This is a genomic window from Nocardioides sp. ChNu-153 (assembly GCF_030466625.1).
Taxonomy (GTDB): Bacteria; Actinomycetota; Actinomycetes; order Propionibacteriales; family Nocardioidaceae; genus Nocardioides.
In genome coordinates, this window is the sequence record NZ_JADEVT010000003.1 from 20,085 (window position 1) to 37,814 (window position 17,730).

Sequence of the window (17,730 nt, forward strand, 5' to 3'; positions counted from 1 at the left end):
GCACGGCATGGCCATCGCCGACGTCAAGGAGTACACGCACCTCAGCGAGGAGGAGGTCGAGACCATCGGCCGCCGCCTCGACGAGCTGCGCGCCCGCATCGAGGCGTCCCGCGACGCGAAGGACGCGGCGTACATCCACCGGCTCATCAAGGTGCAGCGCGGGCTCGCCTTCGGCGCCCGCGTGGCGATGCTGGCCGGCTCCTACGCCCCGAAGGAGCGCAAGGCGCTGCGCCGCGGCTCGATGGTGGCCGGCACCGCCATGCTCGGGCTGGCCAAGATCCTCGAGAACATGGAGATCGGCCACAACGTCATGCACGGCCAGTGGGACTGGATGAACGACCCCGAGATCCACTCCTCGACCTGGGAGTGGGACACCGCCCAGCCCGCCGAGCAGTGGAAGCACTCGCACAACTACATCCACCACCAGTTCACCAACGTGCTCGGCTACGACAACGACATCGGGTACGGCATCCTGCGCATGGCCCGCGAGCAGAAGTGGCACCCGGCGAACTTCGGTCAGCCGGTCTACAACGCGCTGCTCAGCCTGCTGTTCGAGTGGGGGGTCGCGCTCCACGACCTCGACATCGAGCGCATCCGCAAGCTGGAGAAGGACCCGGCGGAGATGAAGCGCCAGCTGGCGCAGATCTTCCGGAAGGGCCGCAACCAGATCCTCAAGGACTACATCGTCTACCCGGCGCTGTCCGGCCCCGGCTGGAAGCAGACGCTGAAGGCGAACGCGGCGGCGAACATCACCCGCAACGTGTGGTCCTACGTGATCATCTTCTGCGGCCACTTCCCCGACGGGGCGCTGCACTTCACCGAGGAGCAGATCGAGGACGAGACCCGCGCGGAGTGGTACCTGCGCCAGATGCTGGGCGCCGCGAACTTCAACGGCAGCCGGGCCCTGCACATCCTGTCGGGCAGCCTCGGCTACCAGATCGAGCACCACGTCTTCCCCGACCTGCCGAGCAACCGCTACCCGGAGATCGCGGTCGAGGTGAAGGCGATCTGCGAGGAGTACGGGATCCCCTACACCACGGGCCCGCTGCACAAGCAGTACGGCCAGGCGCTGCGCACGATCACGCTGCTGAGCCTGCCGAACTCCTGGACCAGCCACGCCAGCGAGAAGTACGGCGAGATCACCCCGCCCACGAAGACCGTCACCGACCGCAGCCGCAAGAGCGACGCGGAGCGGCCGCGGCGGCGTACCGAGCTCGGCGGCTGGTCCCGTGCGGGGGCGAAGGCGCGCGCGTGAGTGCCCTGAGGATCGGCGAGGGGCTGACGCGGCTCGGACTGGGTGACCGGTCCGGGCCGCCGGCCCACCTCGTCGGCGTGCCCTTCGTCTGCACCGACCCGTCGGGGGTCGGCGACCTCGAGCAGCTGCGGCGCGCCCGCGTGCTGCAGTGCGCGCTGAGCCGGGTGTGCGCCGTGTGCGCGCAGACGCTCACGCACCCCCTCGTGCTCGTCGGCACGCCCGCCGAGGCCGACGACAACGCGTTCCGGGTGCCGCCCGTGCACCCCGGGTGCAGCGACGAGCTGCTGTCGCTGCTGCACGCCGCGACGGGCCCGGTGCTCGGGCACCCCGTGCCGGCCGCCGGGCGCGAGCGGGGCTGGACGGTCGTGGCGACCGGCGGCTTCGACCTCGTGCGGCCCGGCACGCGGGACGGCCTGCACCTGTTCCGCCCCAACTCGGTGGTGGAGCGGCGCGACGACGCGTGAGCGGGGCGTCGGTGGGGTAGGCACGGGGCCGTGATCCCCGGCCTCCCGTTCTTCTCCGGACCCACGCACCTGTCCTCGCCGCGCGACGACGCGGCGTGGGCGCACCTCGTCGACGACGCCCGCGTCGCGATGCAGGCGCGCCACGACGGCCACGACGCCGCCTGGGGCCTGGGCGGGATGCGCTGGGAGGTCCGGATGGACGAGGGCCTGCTGCGCTTCGTCGACGACGCGACGGGCCGCACCGCGGACTGCTCGATGCAGGTCGTCGGCACCGTCTCCCCCGAGGGCACGTGGCTGTGGGGCTGGGACCACCCGTCCGTGCCGCCCGCGCTGCGCGGCGCCGCCGAGCGGGTGCGGGCCCACGGCGTGGAGCACGGCCTCGACGCGCTGACCACGCGGCTGGCGGAGGCCACCGTCGAGGACGGCTGGGACTACTGCGCCGTCGCCGGGCGCCTCACCGGCGCGCAGGGCGTCTACAAGGGCACCGCCGGCGAGACCCACGTGTTCATGGTCCACGGGCCCGCCCGCGTCACCGAGCCCGACGGGACGGTGCGGGTCGTCGCGCTGCCCGACCTCCCGCCGTACGTCGCCCCCGCCGCCCTGCCGAGCCTGCCGCCGGTCGTGCCGACGAAGCACCTGCCGGAGCCGCGGACCACCGGGCCCGTGGCGGGCATGCCCCTGATGAGCGGCACGCCGGAGACCGCCGGCCCGGAGCCGGAGGTGCGCGCCGAGCAGGTGCTGCGCTTCGTGCAGCGCTACTTCGCGGCCCTGCGACCGACGTACGCTGTGGACCCCGATCGGCGTCGCCGCGGCCGGACGGACGAGGAGCGGGAGGACCGTCGGCGGTTGATGCGCCTGCAGCGGACCCTGCAGGAGCGGCACTGGCGCCGCGGCGACACCTACTTCATCGGTGGTGTGCAGGGCACGGGCTCCGACTACGACCTCGACGCCCACGACGAGTGGGAGGCCGTGCGCATCGCGCCGCGCCTGTGGCAGGTGACGTGGACCCAGCACGTCGGCGGCGCGGTCCGCGCGCGGTACGGCGGCTACGTCGTCGGCGTCTTCGACGACGGGTTCTGGCTCGTCGACGAGCTGGAGGAGGAGCTGGACCTCCGCCCCCGCTCCTGAGCGCGGTACGGCGGCGGCCCCCCGCCCCGCTAGGCTGGTCCGCGGTGTGCCGGGAAGTCTGGTCGGCGGTCGCCCCGGACCTCCCGGGGTCCGGACCCGACCCGTCGTAGGAGCACCGTGACCGCTCACGTCGAGCCCCACCCCACCCGCCGGCAGCGCCTCGCCACGTGGACCCGCCGGGAGACCACCGGCGGCATCCTGCTGATGATCGCCGCCCTCGTCGCCCTGGTCTGGGCGAACTCGCCGTGGCGCGACGGCTACGCCGACCTGTCAGCCTCCACGTTCGGCCCCTCGGCGCTGCACCTCGACCTGTCGCTCGCCACCTGGGCGGCCGACGCGGTGCTCGCGGTCTTCTTCTTCGTCGTCGGGCTCGAGCTGAAGCACGAGCTCGTCGTGGGGTCGCTGCGCAACCCGCGCGAGGCGGCCGTACCGGTGCTCGCCGCCGTCGGCGGCGTCGCGGTGCCCTCGTTGCTCTACCTCGCGGTGGTCGTCGGCAGCGGCGACGCCGGGCACCGCGACGGCTGGGCCATCCCCGCCGCGACCGACATCGCCTTCGCCCTGGCGGTCCTCGCCGTCTTCGGCCGTGGTCTCCCCGTGGCCCTGCGCGTCTTCCTGCTCACCCTCGCGGTGGTCGACGACCTCATCGCGATCACGATCATCGCGGTCTTCTACACCGCCGACCTCGACCCGGTGTACCTGCTGCCCGCCCTCGCGCTCGTCGCGCTCTTCGGGGTGCTGACCCGCCTGCGCCGGCCCCCGCTGTGGGCGCTCGTGCCGATCGGCGTCGTCACGTGGGTGCTGGTGCACGAGTCGGGCGTGCACGCCACGGTTGCCGGGGTGCTCCTCGGCCTCGTGGTGCCCGCGATCGCGGTCCACGGCGAGCGGGCGGGCCGCGCCCACCACTACGCCGACGGGTGGAACCCGTGGTCCTCGGCGATCGCCCTGCCCGTCTTCGCGTTCTTCGCCGCCGGCGTCACCGTCGTCGAGGACGGCGGGCCGCTCGCCGTGCTGCGCGAGGAGGTCGCGCTCGGCGTCATGGCGGGTCTCGTCGTCGGCAAGATCGTCGGCGTGCTCGGCACGACCGCACTGGTGACCCGGGCCACCCCGTTCCGCCTGCCCCAGGGCATCGGCGTGCGGGACCTGCTGCCCATCGGGTTCCTCACCGGCATCGGGTTCACGGTCGCGCTGCTCATCGCCGAGCTGTCGTTCTCCGAGGAGCACTTCGTGGCCGCGGGCAAGGCCGCCGTGCTCCTCGCGTCGGTGGTCTGTGCCGTGCTCGGCGCGCTGCTGCTGCGCTGGGACGCCCGCCGGGCCCGCACCCGCGACATGAACGAGGACGGCATCGACGACGGCGACCTGCCGCTCATCGGCGGCTGACCCCGGTTCGTGGGAGCAGCGCCGCGGAATGTCTGGCGCTCCTCCCACGAACGGGGCTCAGAGCTCGACGACGCCCTCGACGAGCCCGAGGGTCGCGCCGCCCACCCACACGCGCCCGTCGTCGCCGGTGGTGACGACGACCCGGCCGTCGCGCCCCAGCGCGGTGCCCTGACGGGCGACGTACGACGGGGGCAGCACCCCCGCGGCCGTGAGCCACAGCGCGAGCCCGGCGTTCAGCGAGCCCGTCACCGGGTCCTCCGGCACGGAGAGCGACGGCACGAACGCCCGCACCTCGACGTCGGCCGGGCCACCCTCGGGGTGGGCGCCGACGACGCCGACGCGGAGGTCGCCCATCGTCGCGAAGTCCGGCTGCAGGGCCAGCACGGTCGCTGCCGCGTCGAGCCGCACCCCCAGCCACCCGGGGCCGTTGTCGACCCATGCGAGGTCGAGCACCGCGTCGGGGTCGACGCCGAGCGCGGCGACCGCCTGCGCCCGCACGTCGTCCTCGACCGGGCCGGAGCGCAGCAGGGCGGGCGCCGCGAACGCCAGGCCGTCGGCGTCGCGCCGTACCTCCACGAGGCCGACCCCGCACTCCTGCACCACGACGTCGGCCTGCCGGGGCACCCCGCCCGCGGCGAGCCACGCGTGCGCGCTGCCGAGGGTGGGGTGCCCGGCGAAGGGCAGCTCCCGGCCCGGCGTGAAGATCCGGAGCCGGTAGTCGGCACCGGCCGCCGCGCCCTCCGGCGTGGGCGGCAGGAGGAAGGTCGTCTCCGACAGGTTGGTCCACCGCGCGAAGGCGGCGAGCCGCTCGTCGGGGACGCCCTCGGCGTCGTGGACGACCGCGACCGGGTTGCCGGCGAGCGGGCGGGGGGCGAAGACGTCGACCTGGTGGAACGGGTGCGTGCTCACGGCCCCCACCGTAGGCCGACCGCGGGGCTCAGCCGATGCAGCCCGACGTCGGCAGCGACGACGGCGACGGCGGGGTGCGGCCGTCGTACAGCGCCAGGGCGAACGCCTGCGGGCACCGCAGCGCGCCGCCCGCGGTGATCTGGAAGTGCAGGTGCGGCCCGGTGGAGTTGCCCGTGTTCCCGGTGCGCCCCAGCAGCTGGCCCGCCGCGACCGTGCGGGTGCCCGAGAACGCGTGGCTCGAGAAGTGGCAGTAGAGGTACGTGACGCCACCCGCGACGAGGCTGACGCCGTTGCCGCAGCGGCTGTTGCTCGTCGCCGTCGCGGTGCCGCCCGTCACGGCGTACGCCGGCACTCCGGTCGCCGTGGGCAGGTCGAGGGCCGGGTAGTCGTGGTGGGGGTCGTCGAACTCCGAGCGCGGCAGGTTGGAGCGCGGGATCATCAGCGCCCAGCCGGCGCTGCCGCCTCCGCCCCCGCCGGCCAGCGCCTCCCAGGTCACCGGGCCGACGATGCCGTCGGCGGTGAGCCCGCGGGCCGACTGGAAGGAACGCACCGCCGCGGCGGTGCCCGCCCCGAACGCACCGTCGACCCCGAGACCGGCGCCGTGCTTGTTCAGCATCACCTGCGCGGCCCGCACCGCGGGGCCCGAGTCCCCCTGGCGCACGGTGACCACCAGCGCGCCCCAGGTGGCCTGGCCGACCACGCCGTCGGCCGCGAGACCGCGGGCGGACTGGAAGGCCCGCACCGACGACGCGGTCCCCGGCCCGAACGCCCCGTCCGCGCCCGTGGCGTGGCCGCGCGCGGTCAGCAGGTGCTGCACGGCGGTGACATCGGGGCCGCTCGAGCCCTGCTGCAGCACCGGCCAGGCGGCCTGCGCCGGCGGCGCGGCCGCGGTCAGGGCGAGGCCGAGGGCGGTCACGAGGGTGAGTACGACGGCCGCGAGCCGTCGGCGGAACGTGCGGGTCATGGGTGGTTCCTCCCGAGAACGACCCGGTCGGCACCCGTCTGCGCCGACCGCTGCGCCCAGGCTGGTGGGCGGCGCGGACCCCGGACAAGGGGCTCGCCACCGGAAGGTGCCGGGTCGCGACGGGCGAGACCTGCGTCACGGCCTGTCGTTGCGCTGGTCACCGGGTGCCGGTGGGCCCGTGCCGGCGCGCTGGGGCCGTCGGCACGGGGCCGGCCCCGTCAGCTCACTCGGCCGCGACCGCGCCCGGCAGCGACCGCTCGCGCGCCTCGAGCTCGACGAGCTCGGCGCGCGGAGCGACGACCTCGAAGCAGCCGGGCTCGACCTCGGTCGCCCCGAGCCGCTCCACCGCGGGGGCCGTCGCGACGGTGAGCTCGAGCCGGGCCGACGTGCCGTCCTGCTCGAGCACGCGGACCTGCTGACCCCGCCAGCGGGCCGCCACGACCAGGTCGTAGAACCGTTCGCACGCGTCCAGCTCGACGAGCAGCCGCCGCACGCCGGGGCGCACCTCCTCGAGGTCCTCGAACCCCTCCGCCGCGTCGGCCGCCGCCCCCACGAGCACGACCTCGACGCGGTCGCGCTCGGGCGTGAGCTCGGCGGGCAGGTCGCGGCCGCGGAACACGGCGCGCGTGCCCACCAGGTCGACCGGGGGCCGGTAGCTGCGGGCGCCCGACCAGCCGAGCGCCGGGGAGGCGTACGTCGAGAGGTGCTGCTGGGTGCCGTCCGCCTGGATCCGCCAGTACTCGGCGCCCATCGGGATGCGGGTGCGCTCCAGCCACCACACGGGGGCGCCGTCGCGGAGGAACCCCATGTCGTACGTCGGCCACGGCTGCGGACCGACGGCCGCCGGCGTCTGCAGGTTCATCAGGTCGTGGGTGCGGAAGCGGAGCAGGTCCACGTACCCGAACGCGTCGAGCCCCAGCGCCGCCGGGTCCAGGCCGTAGGCGTCCGCCATCTGCGCGGGCGTCGCGTCCGCGAAGTCACCGGCGCCCACCACGGGGCCCTCGACGTGGCCCGCACCGGAGTGGGTGATGCGGCGGGCGGCGTCGCGGGTGAGCAGCTTCTGCAGCACCGCGGTCATGGTCGGCCTCCTCGGGGGGTTCTCTCGGTGACGCTCTCACGCCAGTCGGACAGCCGGTCGACCGGCACGCGGTACTGCCAGCCCTCCTGGCGGTCGCCGCCGACGGGTTCCAGCCCGACCGCGGCCAGTTCGTCACGCAGCTGCGAGCCGTTGACCCGCCACCAGGCGTGCTCGTCGTCGAAGCCCAGCAGCACGACGAGCACCCCGTCGTACGACGCCTCGACCCGCACGTCGACCACGGCGTCGAGGTCGGCGCCGTCGACCCGCTCGAGCGAGCCGTCGACCCCCACGAGGTACGACGTGCCCCTCCCCGGTCGCGCGGGCACCTCCGTGCCGTCGCGCCGGGCGTAGAGCCCGGGCTGACGCTGCACCCGTGCGCTCACGGCGTCCGCACCCACTTCAGCTCACCGTCGACCAGCGTGTACTCGCCCATCAGCCGCTCGGTGCCGTCCGAGCGCAGCTCCCAGATCTGGGCGCCCTCGCGCAGGACCGCCGGGTTGTCGCGGTCGGGCGTCGTCCACTCGGGCCGCGGGATGTCGCCGCTGGTGAAGCCGTTGCCGGTGAACGGCGGCGGGTCGTCGTAGCTCCCCCGCTGGTCCGGGGCATCCATGCCCGTGCCCTCGTAGAGGCTCGGCCGCGTCGGCACCTCGTAGACCGAGACGTCCTCGACCTGGTAGCGCATGACGGGGATGGAGTCGCGCAGCTGACCGGTGTCGGGGTCGTTGAAGGGGTGTCCGCCGTAGTCCAGCGCCAGGTCGTCGAAGGCCTCGCGGGGCGTGTTGATGTCCGCGACGTCCTCCAGGCGGGCGGTGAACCCGCCCGCGGTCCGGCTGAACTGGTTGTTGTCGAGGATGCCCTCGACGTGGTTCGGGTTGAGCACGCGCTGGAACTCGGTGTCGGGGTTCAGCTCGTACTGCGCGCGCTGCTCGATGAGCAGCTGACGCTGCTCGACCGTGAGCTCGTCCACCGGCGTGCGGACGGCCTCCTGGAACTCGCGGTAGGCCTCCTCCGAGCCGAGCTGGTCGCGCAGGTCGTGGCGGTACTCGCTGTACTCCCGCGGCGGGATGTCGCCGTCGCCGTCGCCGTCGCGGTCACCGTCCCGCGGCGGGTCGCCGGGCGTGCTGTCGTCGTCGCCGGTGCGCGGGTCGTCGGCGTCGTCGCCGTCGCCCCGGTCTCCGTCACCGCGGTCGCCGTCGCCGTCGTTGCGGTCGCCGTCGTTGCGGTCGCCGTCGTTGCGGTCGCCGTCGTTGCGGTCACCGTCGTTGCGGTCACCGTCGCCACGACCCTCGCCGTCACCACGGCCGTCACCACCGCGGTCACCGCCCCCGGTGTCGCCGCCCTCGACGTCGCGCGGGGGCCGGCTGCCGCCGTCGTCCCCGTCGCCGTCCGGCTTGCCCCCACCGGACGGGTCGGACGAGCCACCGGAACCGGACCCACCGGGCTGGCCGGAGCCGCCGGACGAGCCGGAACCACCCGTCCCGCCACCGGACCCGCCGCTGGACCCGCCGGACGAGCCGGAGCCACCCGAGCCACCGCCGGAACCACCCGAGCCGCCCGAGCCGCCGCCCGTGCCCCGGTCCTCGGGGGCGCCGGGCGTGCCCGGACCCTCGGGCGAGCGCGGGCCACCCGGCGAGCCGGAGCCGCCACCACCCGGCGTACCCGGGGAGCCCGGGGAGCCCGGGGAGCCCGGGGAGCCCGGGGAGCCCGGACCGTCGGGACCGCCGGGGCCGTCGGGGCCGTCCGGGGAGGGGCCGTCGTACAGGTCGGGGGTGCCGCCGCGTCCCCCGGGCAGCCCGCTGCCGGGGAGGTCGAGGCCGTCGAGCCCGCGGCTGCCGCGGCTCGCGGCCTGCAGCCCGTCGAGCACGTTGTCGATGCTGCCGGCGCCGCGGGTCGCGGCCGTCGCCGTGCCGCCCGAGAAGACCGCCGCGATGGCGTCGGGCACGAGGTGGCCGATCGCACGAGCGGGGTCGTCGGCCCAGGTGTCCCAGTCGAGCAGCCCCTTGCCGAGCTGCTTGCCGAACTCCAGCGGGTCGTCCTGCAGCGCCTGCAGCATGGCCTCGGCGTCCTCGACGCGGAGCTGCCACTGCATGGCGTACTCCTCCGGCGTGAGCTGCCCGGTGGAGAGCTTCCAGGCGGCCTCGACGATGGAGACGAGGCCGAGCGGCGACATGGAGACCAGGTCCCAGAGCGCCTCGCCGGCTCCCGTGAAGACGCCGCCGACGAAGTCGAGGCCCGACTCCAGCCAGTTCGGCTCCTCGGGGGCGTCGGCGCAGCCGGCCCGCACCTCGGAGGCGCAGGAGCTGCCGGCCCGGTCCCACTCGGCGCGGGCGCGCTCGAACTCGGCCTCGGCGTTGCGGCGCACGTCGTCGCCGGGGTCGGAGAAGGGGTGGATGGTCAGGTTGACGGTCTGGCCCTGCGCCCGCAGGGCGTCCGCCTCGCTGCGGGCCCGGCTGACGTCGGCGTCGTACGCCGAGCGGGCGTCGGCGGTGACCTGCTCCCCACGCTCGTACTCGCGCGTCGCCCACTCCGCGGTCGCCTGGGCCGACTCGACGACGTCGGCGAAGCCCTCGAGCGCGCGGGCGGCCCGCATGAAGCCGTTCCCCGCCTGCGTCCAGCGGTGCGGCTCGGTCTCGTGGGCGTCGCGGAACATGTCGGCGGCGCGCCCGATCCAGCCCTGCGTGTCGATCCGCGACAGCGCGTCCCCGGTGTCGAAGAACGTCTGGCCCTTGGCGCGCATCGTCGCCGCGCGGCTCCGGATCGCGCCCGGGTCACCCGGGATGTGGAAACGGCCCGTGCCCGCCAGCGCGGGCGGCCAGCCGGTCGTCATCAGGCACCCAGGACGTCGACGTCCCCGACCGAGCCGGCGACGCGGGTGAACCCGTCGTTGCCGGCCTGGTCGGCCTCCGCGTAGTTCATGGTGATCTTCCCGAGCCGGCCGGCCATCTCCTCGACGTCCTGGCAGAGGTTGTTCATGCCTTCCTCCCACCGCCCCTTGAACTCGTCGACCGCGTCCCACAGGCCGTCGTGGCCGATGGCGTCGCGGGACGGGACGAGGTCCTCCACGTCCTTGTCCTTGAACAGCTGCACGGTCTCGGCGAGACCCTGCGCGGCCTCGGCGAGGCTCGGCAGGTCCACCTCGTAGTCGTAGGACGGCACGGTGCTACCTCCTGCTGCTGGACGGGTGGACGGGGCGGGGGGCCGGCGACACCCGAGCTCGCCGACCGGCACCAGGGATCCCCGGGGCGGGACGCGCCCAAACCCGCGGATCGAGGTTTGACCCGGCCGTGCGGTGCCGACACTGCCCCTCGGGCCGACCGCGGTCGACCCTCCCCCGGCACCCGGACGAAGGACCCCGCGATGGACATCCAGCTCACCGTCGGCGAGCAGTCGACGGCCGCCCAGACGGTGCAGACGGCCTGCACCACCTTCCAGGAGTTCCTGCAGTCGCTGAGCGACTCCCTCGAGACCGACCTGACCGGCTTCCAGGGCAACGCAGCCGTCGCGTTCGGCACCGCCGTGAGCGGCTGGTTCGAGTCCGCCGCCACCCTCGTGCCGGCGCTGCAGTCCTACGCCGAGGCACTGGCCGGCGTCGACGCGGAGCACGCGCCCAACGACGTGCAGGTCGCCTCGACGATGGCCTCCCTGACCTCGCGGCTCGGCGGGGGTGCGGTGTGAGCGAGCGCGGACTCGTCTACCACGAGGCGTCGCTCGACGCGATCGCCCAGACCCTGCGGGACGCCACGGACGAGATCCGGACCTTCATCTCCGACCTCGCCGAGGCGGTGGACCGCCAGACGGCCGGCTGGTCGGAGGAGACCGGTTCCCGGGTGGCGCAGCGCCGCACCGAGCAGCGGCTGTCCACCGACGTGGACAGCCTGGCCGAGGCCCTCACCCAGGTGGTGGGCGAGGTCGAGAGCCACGCCGAGCGCTGCCGCGAGGCGGAGGTCCGCAACGCGGCCCTGCTGGGCTGACCCCACGCCCGGGCGGGGCACGCCCCGCCGCCGCTCAGCGCAGCGTGATCCGCCCCGGCATGGTGAGCGCGCCGTACGCCGGCAGCCCGGCGTGGGTGACGAGCAGCCGGAGCACCTGGTCGACCGCGCCGACGCCCTCGCCGGCCTGGCCGAGCAGCGCTGCGGCCACCGACGGGGCGGGGGGACCGGTCAGGTACGCCGCCGCGGGCGCCTCGCTGCTCTCGGGCGGGGTGAGCGCGGCGAACGGGTTGGGCTTCGGCCAGGCGCGCACGTCGACGTCGCGGCGCGTCGTACCGGCGAGGCCGCAGGCCCGGTCGACGGCGTGCGCGAGCCCGCCGAGACGGTCGACGAGGCCGCGCTCGGCCGCGTCGGCGCCCGTCCAGACCCGGCCGCGGGCCACCCGCTCGAGGTCGGCGACCGCCATGCCGCGGTCCTGTGCCGCCTTCGTCGTGAAGTCGTCGTAGATGGCGTCGAGCCAGCCCTCGACCCGCGCCCACTCCTCCTCGTCGAAGGGGCGGTCGGTGGAGAACATGTCGCTGAACCGCCCGGCGCGCACGGTCTCGCGCTCGACGCCGATGCGGGCCAGGGTGTCGGAGAGCACCTGCTTGCCGCCGAGCACGCCGATCGACCCGGTGAGCGTGATGGCCCCGGCGACGATCTCGTCGCACGGCATGGCGATGAAGTAGCCGCCCGAGCCCGCGACCGCCCCCATGGACGCCACGACGGGGGTGCCCTCGGAGCGCACCTGCAGGACGGCGCGTCGCACGGCGTCGGAGGCGACGGCGGAGCCGCCGGGGCTGTCGATGCGCAGCACGACGGCGCGCACGTCCGGGTCGTTGCCGGCCGTGCGCAGCGCGGTGGCCAGGGAGTCGGACCCGATGCTCGGCCCGCTCATCGGGTTGGGTCCGCCGTTGCGGCCGAGGTGGATGGGGCCGTAGGCACCGACGACAGCGACGACGCCCTTGCCGCGGCCGCTGGGCAGCTGGTCCTTGAGCCCGCCGAGCGGGCCGCCCGGCTTCGCGTAGCGCTCGACGAAGCGCAGCACGGGCCCGTCGGCGTCGACGTCCCCGTCCGTCAGCGAGGCGCGCACCGCCGCGTAGACGTCCTCGCGGTAGCCGATCCGGTCCACGAGGCGCCGCGCGAGCGCGTCCTCGGGGGTGAGCGGGCCGGCCTCGAGGGCCGCCCGCACGTCGGTGACCGGGAGCCCGCGGCCCCGCGCGACGTCGGCGACGAGCGTCTCGGTCACCGAGTCGACGATGCGCGTCATCATCTCGCGGTGGGGGTCGGTCATGCCGCGCTCGAGGAACGTGTTCGCGGCCGACTTGTACTCGTGGCGCTGCCCGAGCTGCGTCGTCACGCCGAGCTTGTCGAGCGCGCCGCGCAGGAACACGACCTCCGCGTGCGCCCCGACGAGGCCGACCTGCCCGGTCGGCTGCACCCACACCTCCTCGAAGGCGCTGGCGAGGTGGTACGCCGCGTTGCCGCCCACCATCTCGCCGTAGGTCTCCGCCCAGGCCACGGCGCGCTTGCCCGAGGCCCGGAAGCCGGTCACGGCGGCCCGCAGCTCGTCCCCGGCGCTCAGCCCCAGGTCACCGCCGAGGTGCGCGACGAGCCCGACCACGACGTCGTCCTCGGCCGCCTTGCCCAGCGCGGTCACGAGGCCCCGCAGCGTGGGCGTCTGGAGCGACCGCAGCGCCGCGACCGGCGAGGTCGGCGGCGCCTCGAGGAGTCCGCGCGTCAGGTCCAGCTCGAGGAGCAGGCGCTCCGTGCCCCGCACCCGACGCAGGCGGGCGAGGGCGGGACCGCCGGCCGAGCCGAGCGGGCCGAGGAGCGGCTCGAGGTAGGGGCGGACAACGTCGGGGAGTCGGACGGGCGCCATGACCTCGACCCTACGGGGGCGGGTCAGAGCCCGTCGGGGTCCACGACGAGGTCGGCGAGCGCGCGTCCCGTGGCCACCAGGCGTGCGTTCGGCTCGTCCACCGTGTCCACCCAGGCGGCCGCGTCCGCGGGCGTCTTGCCGAACCGCACGTGCCGGGCGACGAGCCGCTCACGGCGCACGGCGTCGGGCACCTCGACGTACCAGGTCTCGTCGATGGCGGCCGCGACCTCGCCCCAGCCCTGCTCCTGGTGCGCCGGGTCCCCGCCGTCGCCGGCAGCCCCGGCAGCCCCGGCAGCCCCGAGCAGCAGGTAGTTGCCCTCGGTGACGACGAGCGCGGCCTCGGGCAGCACGGCCAGCGCGGCCGCGAGCGGCTGCTCGAGGGTGCGCTCGAAGCCGGGCACGAAGACGGTGTGCTCCCGCTCGGTGCGGCAGCGCCGCAGGGTCGCGGCGTAGCCCCGGGCGTCGAACGTGTCCGGCGCGCCCTTGCGCTCGCGGCGGCCCAGGCGGTCGAGCTGGGCGTCGGCGAGGTGGTACCCGTCCATCGGCAGGTGGGCGACCCAGCCCGGCCCCTGCCCGGTGGGCGGGCTCGCCGCGAGCGCGGCGAGCAGCGTCTCGACGAGCGTCGACTTGCCCGCGCCGGGGGCGCCGACCACGCCGAGGACGGCGCGGCCCCCGCCCGCCGCCGCGACCCGCGCCACCAGGGCGTGCGCGCGAGCGACGAGGCCGGGGAGACCGGGGAGGTCGGGACCGGACGCGGGCACGCTCACCCCTGGTGGGCGGCCAGGCGCGCGGCCATGAACTCGCGGGCGTGCACGGCGAGGTCCATGCCGTCGTCCCACAGGTTGCGCCACACGGCGAGGTCGTTCGACAGCGTCGGGGAGACGACGGCCGACGAGAACGACTCGAACGTGATGGGGCCGGTGTAGCCGATCTCCGAAAGGGCGCCGAAGAACCCGTCGAAGTCGATGTGGCCCTGCCCGAGGTAGCCGCGGTGGTTCTCGCCGACGTGGACGTAGCCCAGGCGGTCCCCGACGAGACGGACCGGCTCGGAGAGCGAGTCCTCCTCGATGTTCATGTGGTACGTGTCGAGGTGGATCGTCACGTTGTCCGCGCCGATGTCGTCGGCCAGGCGCAGCGCGTCCGCGGCGGTGTTGATGACGTTGGTCTCGTAGCGGTTGCAGATCTCCAGGCCCAGCGTCATGCCGCGCCCGGCCGCCTCGGCAGCGAGGTCGGTCAGCACCCGCACGACGTTGGCGCGGCCCTGCGTGCTCAGGGGCGCGCCGTACTTGCCCAGGGCGGAGTAGAGCGCGCCGGTGAAGTGCGTCCCGCCGAGGTCGTGGGTGGTGACGAGGGAGTCCTGCAGCAGCTTCTCGCCGCGCTCCACGACGGCCCCGTCCGCGCTCGAGACGTCAGCGTCGAAGGCCAGCCCGCGGGAGCAGGCGACGGCGAGGCCGGCCTCGTCGATGGCCGCGCGGGCCGACGCGACGTCCAGGTTGACGGCGTCGTGCAGCGACAGCTCGAGGAGGTCGTAGCCGGCCTCCTTCGTCTTCGCGACGGCGGTCGCGACGTCGGCGGGCGTGGTGCCACCGACCCAGACGAGGGCGTGGACGCCCAGCGGGTTCGTCATCTCAGGGGTGCCTTTCGGGTGCAGGGAGGTACGGCGCCGGGTCGCGGCGGCCGGGGACGCGCCGGGGTGCGGCGGGTGTACGGCGTTGGGTGCGGCGGGTGGGGCCGGGGGTACGGCGTGGTGGCCGGCCGGGCGGCCGGCTCGCGGCCGACCACCCGACCGGGGCTCAGGCGGCGATGGCGCCGGTGATGAGGCCGACGATCTCCTGGCCGGTGGTCGCGTCGGTGCGGCGGCCCGCGACGCAGCGGCCGGCGCGCATGACCCAGACCTGCTGGCTCAGGCGCACGACCTGGTCGAAGTTGTGGCTGATGAGGAGCACGGCGTGGCCCTCGTCGCGCAGGCGCAGGATGAGCTCCTCCACCCGGGCGGTCTCCTGCACGCCGAGCGCGGCGGTCGGCTCGTCCATGATCACGAGGCGCGAGGAGAACCCGGCCGCGCGGCAGATGGAGACGGCCTGGCGCTGGCCGCCGGAGAGCCGGCGTACCCGCGAGGTCACCTCGGGCACGTTGACCGCGAGCTCGGAGACCATCTTCTGGGCCTCGGCCTTCATCCGACGGCGGTCGAGCATGCCGAAGCGGGTGAGCTCGCGGTTGAGGAAGAGGTTCTGCCAGACCGTGAGGTCCTCGACGAGCGCGAGGTTCTGGTGGACCGTCTCGATGCCCGCGGAGCGCGCGGCCTCGGGCGAGGAGAACGCGACGGGGCGGCCGTCGAGGAGCACCTCGCCGGACTGCGGGCGGTGCACGCCCGAGAAGCAGCGCACGAGGGTGGACTTGCCGGCGCCGTTGTCGCCGACGAGCGCGGTGATCTCGCCCGGCGCCACGGTGACGCTGACGTCCTGCAACGCCTTGACGCTGCCGAAGGACAGCGAGACGTTGCGCGCCTCGACGATCGGGCCGGCGGCGGTCTTCTTCTCGAGCGCGTTCACTTCTGGAACCTCATCAGGAAGGCCGCCGCGACGACGACGACACCGACGGACAGGGGCTGGTAGTACTGCGAGACGCCGAGCGTCGTCAGGCCGTTGAGCAGCACGGTCAGCAGCAGCGCACCGAAGACGGGGCCGAGGATGCTGGCCTTGCCGCCGAAGAGGCTGACGCCGCCGAGCACGACCGCGGCGACCGAGTTGAGCAGGTACGCCGTGTTCGCCGCGGGCGGCGTGGACCCGAGGCGGGCCACGATGATGATCGCGGCGATGCCGGCGAGCAGGCCCGCCACCGCGTAGACGGCGACCTTGACGCGGGCGGTCGAGATGCCGGTGGCCGTCGCCGCCTCGGGCGAGCCACCGGTGGCGAGCACGTGCGTGCCGAACCGGGTGTGGAAGAGCACGACGTGGGCGACGACCGCGATGACGGCGGCGATGACGACGATCCAGGTCACCATCTCGACCGGGCCGTCGAGGGAGATGTCGAAGAAGAAGGACTCCGTGACGGTGACGGGCTGGCCGTCGGAGAGCACCAGCGCCAGGCCGGAGGCGGCCGACAGCATGCCCAGGGTGACGACGAAGTCGGTGATGCCCGCCTTCGCGACGAGGAACCCGTTGAGGAGCCCGGCGAGCAGCCCCGCGAGGACGGCGCCGGCGAACGCCACCCCGAGGGACTGCCCGCCGGCGTACAGCTGGCCGAGGACCACGATGCCGAGCGTCGTCACCGACGCGATCGACAGGTCGATGCCGGCCGTGGCGACGACGAAGGTCTGCGCGACGGCCAGGATCACCAGCGCCGCGGAGGCCGACAGCATGCCGGTGACGTTGCCCGAGCTGAGGAACGACGGCTCGAGCGCCGTGAAGACGGCGACGAGCACGATCAGCCCGACGAGGGCGGCCCAGTCGGCCCAGAAGCCGACGTCGCGCAGGCGGCTGGCGACCGCGTGGCCGGCGCCTCCCCGGTTCGCGGGGGGCGTCGCCTTCGACGCGGTGGGACCGGCCGGCGTACCGGTGGCGGCGGTGGACATCGTGGCTCCTCGGTTGCTGTGCGGGGGTGCGGTGCGGTGCTCGTGCGTCAGTCGACGAGCGCGGCGAACGGGTCGTCGTACTCCTCGAACGGCGCCGGGGCGGCGTCGAGGGCGTCCTGCACGTTGTCGGCGGTCACCAGCGCGATGGGCGCGGTGACCTCCTCGGGAAGGTCCTCGCCCGCGATCGCGGCGCGGCAGGCGTTCACGCCCATCTCGCCGATGGCGTAGGGGTACTGCGCGACGACCGCGGAGATGCCGCCCTCGGCGACGCCGTTGAGACCGTCCTCGACCCCGTCGACGCTGATGATCTCGACCTCGCCGGTGCGCCCGACGTCGGAGACCGCGCGGGCCACGCCGAGCGCCATGTCGTCGTTCGCGACGAAGAAGCCGGCCAGCTCGGGGTTGGCGCGCAGCAGGGTGGTGGCCTGGGTCAGCGCCTCGTCGCGCGACCAGTTCGCCGACACGGTCTGGACGATCGAGACGCCGTCGCCGGCCGCCTCGGTGAAGCCGTCGAGGCGGGCGTTGCTGGTCACGTCGCCGGCGATGCCGCCGATGAGCGCCACGTCGCCGCCCTCGGGCAGGAGGGTCAGCATGTGCTCGCCCGCCATGCGGCCGGCCTCGGTGTTGTCCGTCCCGATGTACGTCGCGGGGGTGGCGTCGGCCTGGCTCGCGGCGTCGGCGTCGACGGGGCTGTCGATGTTGACGATCGGCACGTCCTTCGCCGCGAGGGCGGCGAGGCCCTGCACGAGGTTGGTGCCGTCGATCGGGTTGACGATGACGCAGCCCGGGTCCTGGCCCGCGACGACGTTGAGCTTGTCGAGCTGGCCCGTGGTGTCGGTGATGTCGGCCGCGGCCTGCACGTCGACCTCGAGGTCGCCGTCCTGCGCACCGGCGTCGATGCCCGCCTCCATCTGCTGGAAGAACGGGTTGTCGAGGCCCTTGATCACGGCGGCGACGGAACCGTCACCACCGCCCGAGCCGGAGGACGAGTCGCTCCCGCAGGCAGAGGCGACGAGGCAGAGGCTGGCCGCGACGGCGAGGGGGGCCAGGCGGCGGAGGTGGGGCGCACGACTCATCGGGGGGTCCTTCGGATCGGTGCCACGACGACGTCGTCGCGGCGGGTGCTGTGAC

At 74.7% G+C, this 17,730-nt stretch carries 18 protein-coding genes; 6 read left to right on the forward strand and 12 right to left on the reverse strand.

What is annotated here, in order from left to right:
- Positions 1–7: 7 nt before the first annotated feature.
- From INN71_RS06150 to nhaA, 4 genes are all read left to right on the forward strand, one after another.
- Positions 8–1,255, forward strand: coding sequence for an acyl-CoA desaturase (locus INN71_RS06150; RefSeq protein WP_277498989.1), 1,248 nt, complete (start codon positions 8–10; stop codon positions 1,253–1,255).
- Complete coding sequence (locus tag INN71_RS06155) at positions 1,252–1,719, forward strand: hypothetical protein (protein WP_301799872.1); 468 nt, start codon at positions 1,252–1,254, stop codon at positions 1,717–1,719. Before INN71_RS06150 ends, INN71_RS06155 begins: the two co-directional genes overlap by 4 nt.
- 30 nt (positions 1,720–1,749) lie before the next feature.
- Positions 1,750–2,847, forward strand: coding sequence for a DUF6882 domain-containing protein (locus INN71_RS06160; protein WP_301799873.1), 1,098 nt, complete (start codon positions 1,750–1,752; stop codon positions 2,845–2,847).
- Between the two features lie 117 nt (positions 2,848–2,964).
- Positions 2,965–4,224, forward strand: a complete 1,260-nt coding sequence (nhaA, locus tag INN71_RS06165; RefSeq protein ID WP_301799875.1) for a Na+/H+ antiporter NhaA — start codon at positions 2,965–2,967, stop codon at positions 4,222–4,224.
- A gap of 57 nt (positions 4,225–4,281) precedes the next feature.
- On the opposite strand, the gene INN71_RS06170 is transcribed toward nhaA, so the two are convergent.
- The 6 genes from INN71_RS06170 to INN71_RS06195 form a co-directional block, all read right to left on the reverse strand.
- Positions 4,282–5,133, reverse strand: a complete 852-nt coding sequence (locus INN71_RS06170) for a PhzF family phenazine biosynthesis protein (RefSeq protein WP_301799876.1) — start codon at positions 5,131–5,133, stop codon at positions 4,282–4,284.
- A 28-nt stretch (positions 5,134–5,161) separates the two neighbouring features.
- Positions 5,162–6,097 carry a peptidoglycan-binding protein gene (locus INN71_RS06175; RefSeq protein WP_301799877.1) on the reverse strand — a complete coding sequence of 312 codons (936 nt, stop codon included), beginning with the start codon at positions 6,095–6,097 and terminating at the stop codon, positions 5,162–5,164.
- A gap of 223 nt (positions 6,098–6,320) precedes the next feature.
- The gene (locus INN71_RS06180; protein ID WP_301799879.1) at positions 6,321–7,175 is read right to left on the reverse strand and encodes a hypothetical protein; all 855 of its coding nucleotides are present in this window, start codon (positions 7,173–7,175) and stop codon (positions 6,321–6,323) included.
- On the reverse strand, positions 7,172–7,558 hold the full coding sequence (locus INN71_RS06185) for a hypothetical protein (protein WP_301799880.1): 387 nt from the start codon (positions 7,556–7,558) through the stop codon (positions 7,172–7,174). The genes INN71_RS06180 and INN71_RS06185 overlap by 4 nt, the downstream gene beginning before the upstream one ends.
- The gene (locus INN71_RS06190) at positions 7,555–10,002 is read right to left on the reverse strand and encodes a WXG100 family type VII secretion target (RefSeq protein WP_301799881.1); all 2,448 of its coding nucleotides are present in this window, start codon (positions 10,000–10,002) and stop codon (positions 7,555–7,557) included. Before INN71_RS06190 ends, INN71_RS06185 begins: the two co-directional genes overlap by 4 nt.
- The gene (locus INN71_RS06195; protein ID WP_301799882.1) at positions 10,002–10,331 is read right to left on the reverse strand and encodes a hypothetical protein; all 330 of its coding nucleotides are present in this window, start codon (positions 10,329–10,331) and stop codon (positions 10,002–10,004) included. Before INN71_RS06195 ends, INN71_RS06190 begins: the two co-directional genes overlap by 1 nt.
- 201 nt (positions 10,332–10,532) lie before the next feature.
- Here INN71_RS06195 and INN71_RS06200 point away from each other — a divergent pair, with 201 nt between their 5' ends.
- Positions 10,533–10,850, forward strand: a complete 318-nt coding sequence (locus tag INN71_RS06200) for a WXG100 family type VII secretion target (protein ID WP_277499002.1) — start codon at positions 10,533–10,535, stop codon at positions 10,848–10,850.
- Complete coding sequence (locus INN71_RS06205; protein WP_301799883.1) at positions 10,847–11,146, forward strand: hypothetical protein; 300 nt, start codon at positions 10,847–10,849, stop codon at positions 11,144–11,146. Before INN71_RS06200 ends, INN71_RS06205 begins: the two co-directional genes overlap by 4 nt.
- Positions 11,147–11,180: 34 nt before the next feature.
- Here the strand turns inward: INN71_RS06205 and sppA are convergent, their stop codons facing one another.
- From sppA to INN71_RS06235, 6 genes are all read right to left on the reverse strand, one after another.
- Positions 11,181–13,025, reverse strand: a complete 1,845-nt coding sequence (gene sppA / locus INN71_RS06210; RefSeq protein ID WP_301799885.1) for a signal peptide peptidase SppA — start codon at positions 13,023–13,025, stop codon at positions 11,181–11,183.
- A 23-nt stretch (positions 13,026–13,048) separates the two neighbouring features.
- A complete protein-coding gene (locus tag INN71_RS06215; protein WP_301799886.1) occupies positions 13,049–13,786 on the reverse strand; it encodes a nucleoside/nucleotide kinase family protein in 738 nt (245 codons plus the stop codon).
- A gap of 2 nt (positions 13,787–13,788) precedes the next feature.
- Positions 13,789–14,652, reverse strand: a complete 864-nt coding sequence (locus INN71_RS06220; protein WP_301799887.1) for a sugar phosphate isomerase/epimerase — start codon at positions 14,650–14,652, stop codon at positions 13,789–13,791.
- A gap of 166 nt (positions 14,653–14,818) precedes the next feature.
- The gene (locus INN71_RS06225; RefSeq protein ID WP_301799888.1) at positions 14,819–15,577 is read right to left on the reverse strand and encodes an ATP-binding cassette domain-containing protein; all 759 of its coding nucleotides are present in this window, start codon (positions 15,575–15,577) and stop codon (positions 14,819–14,821) included.
- On the reverse strand, positions 15,574–16,599 hold the full coding sequence (locus tag INN71_RS06230) for an ABC transporter permease (RefSeq protein WP_277499012.1): 1,026 nt from the start codon (positions 16,597–16,599) through the stop codon (positions 15,574–15,576). The genes INN71_RS06225 and INN71_RS06230 overlap by 4 nt, the downstream gene beginning before the upstream one ends.
- A gap of 47 nt (positions 16,600–16,646) precedes the next feature.
- Complete coding sequence (locus INN71_RS06235) at positions 16,647–17,675, reverse strand: substrate-binding domain-containing protein (protein WP_277499013.1); 1,029 nt, start codon at positions 17,673–17,675, stop codon at positions 16,647–16,649.
- Positions 17,676–17,730: the final 55 nt, after the last annotated feature.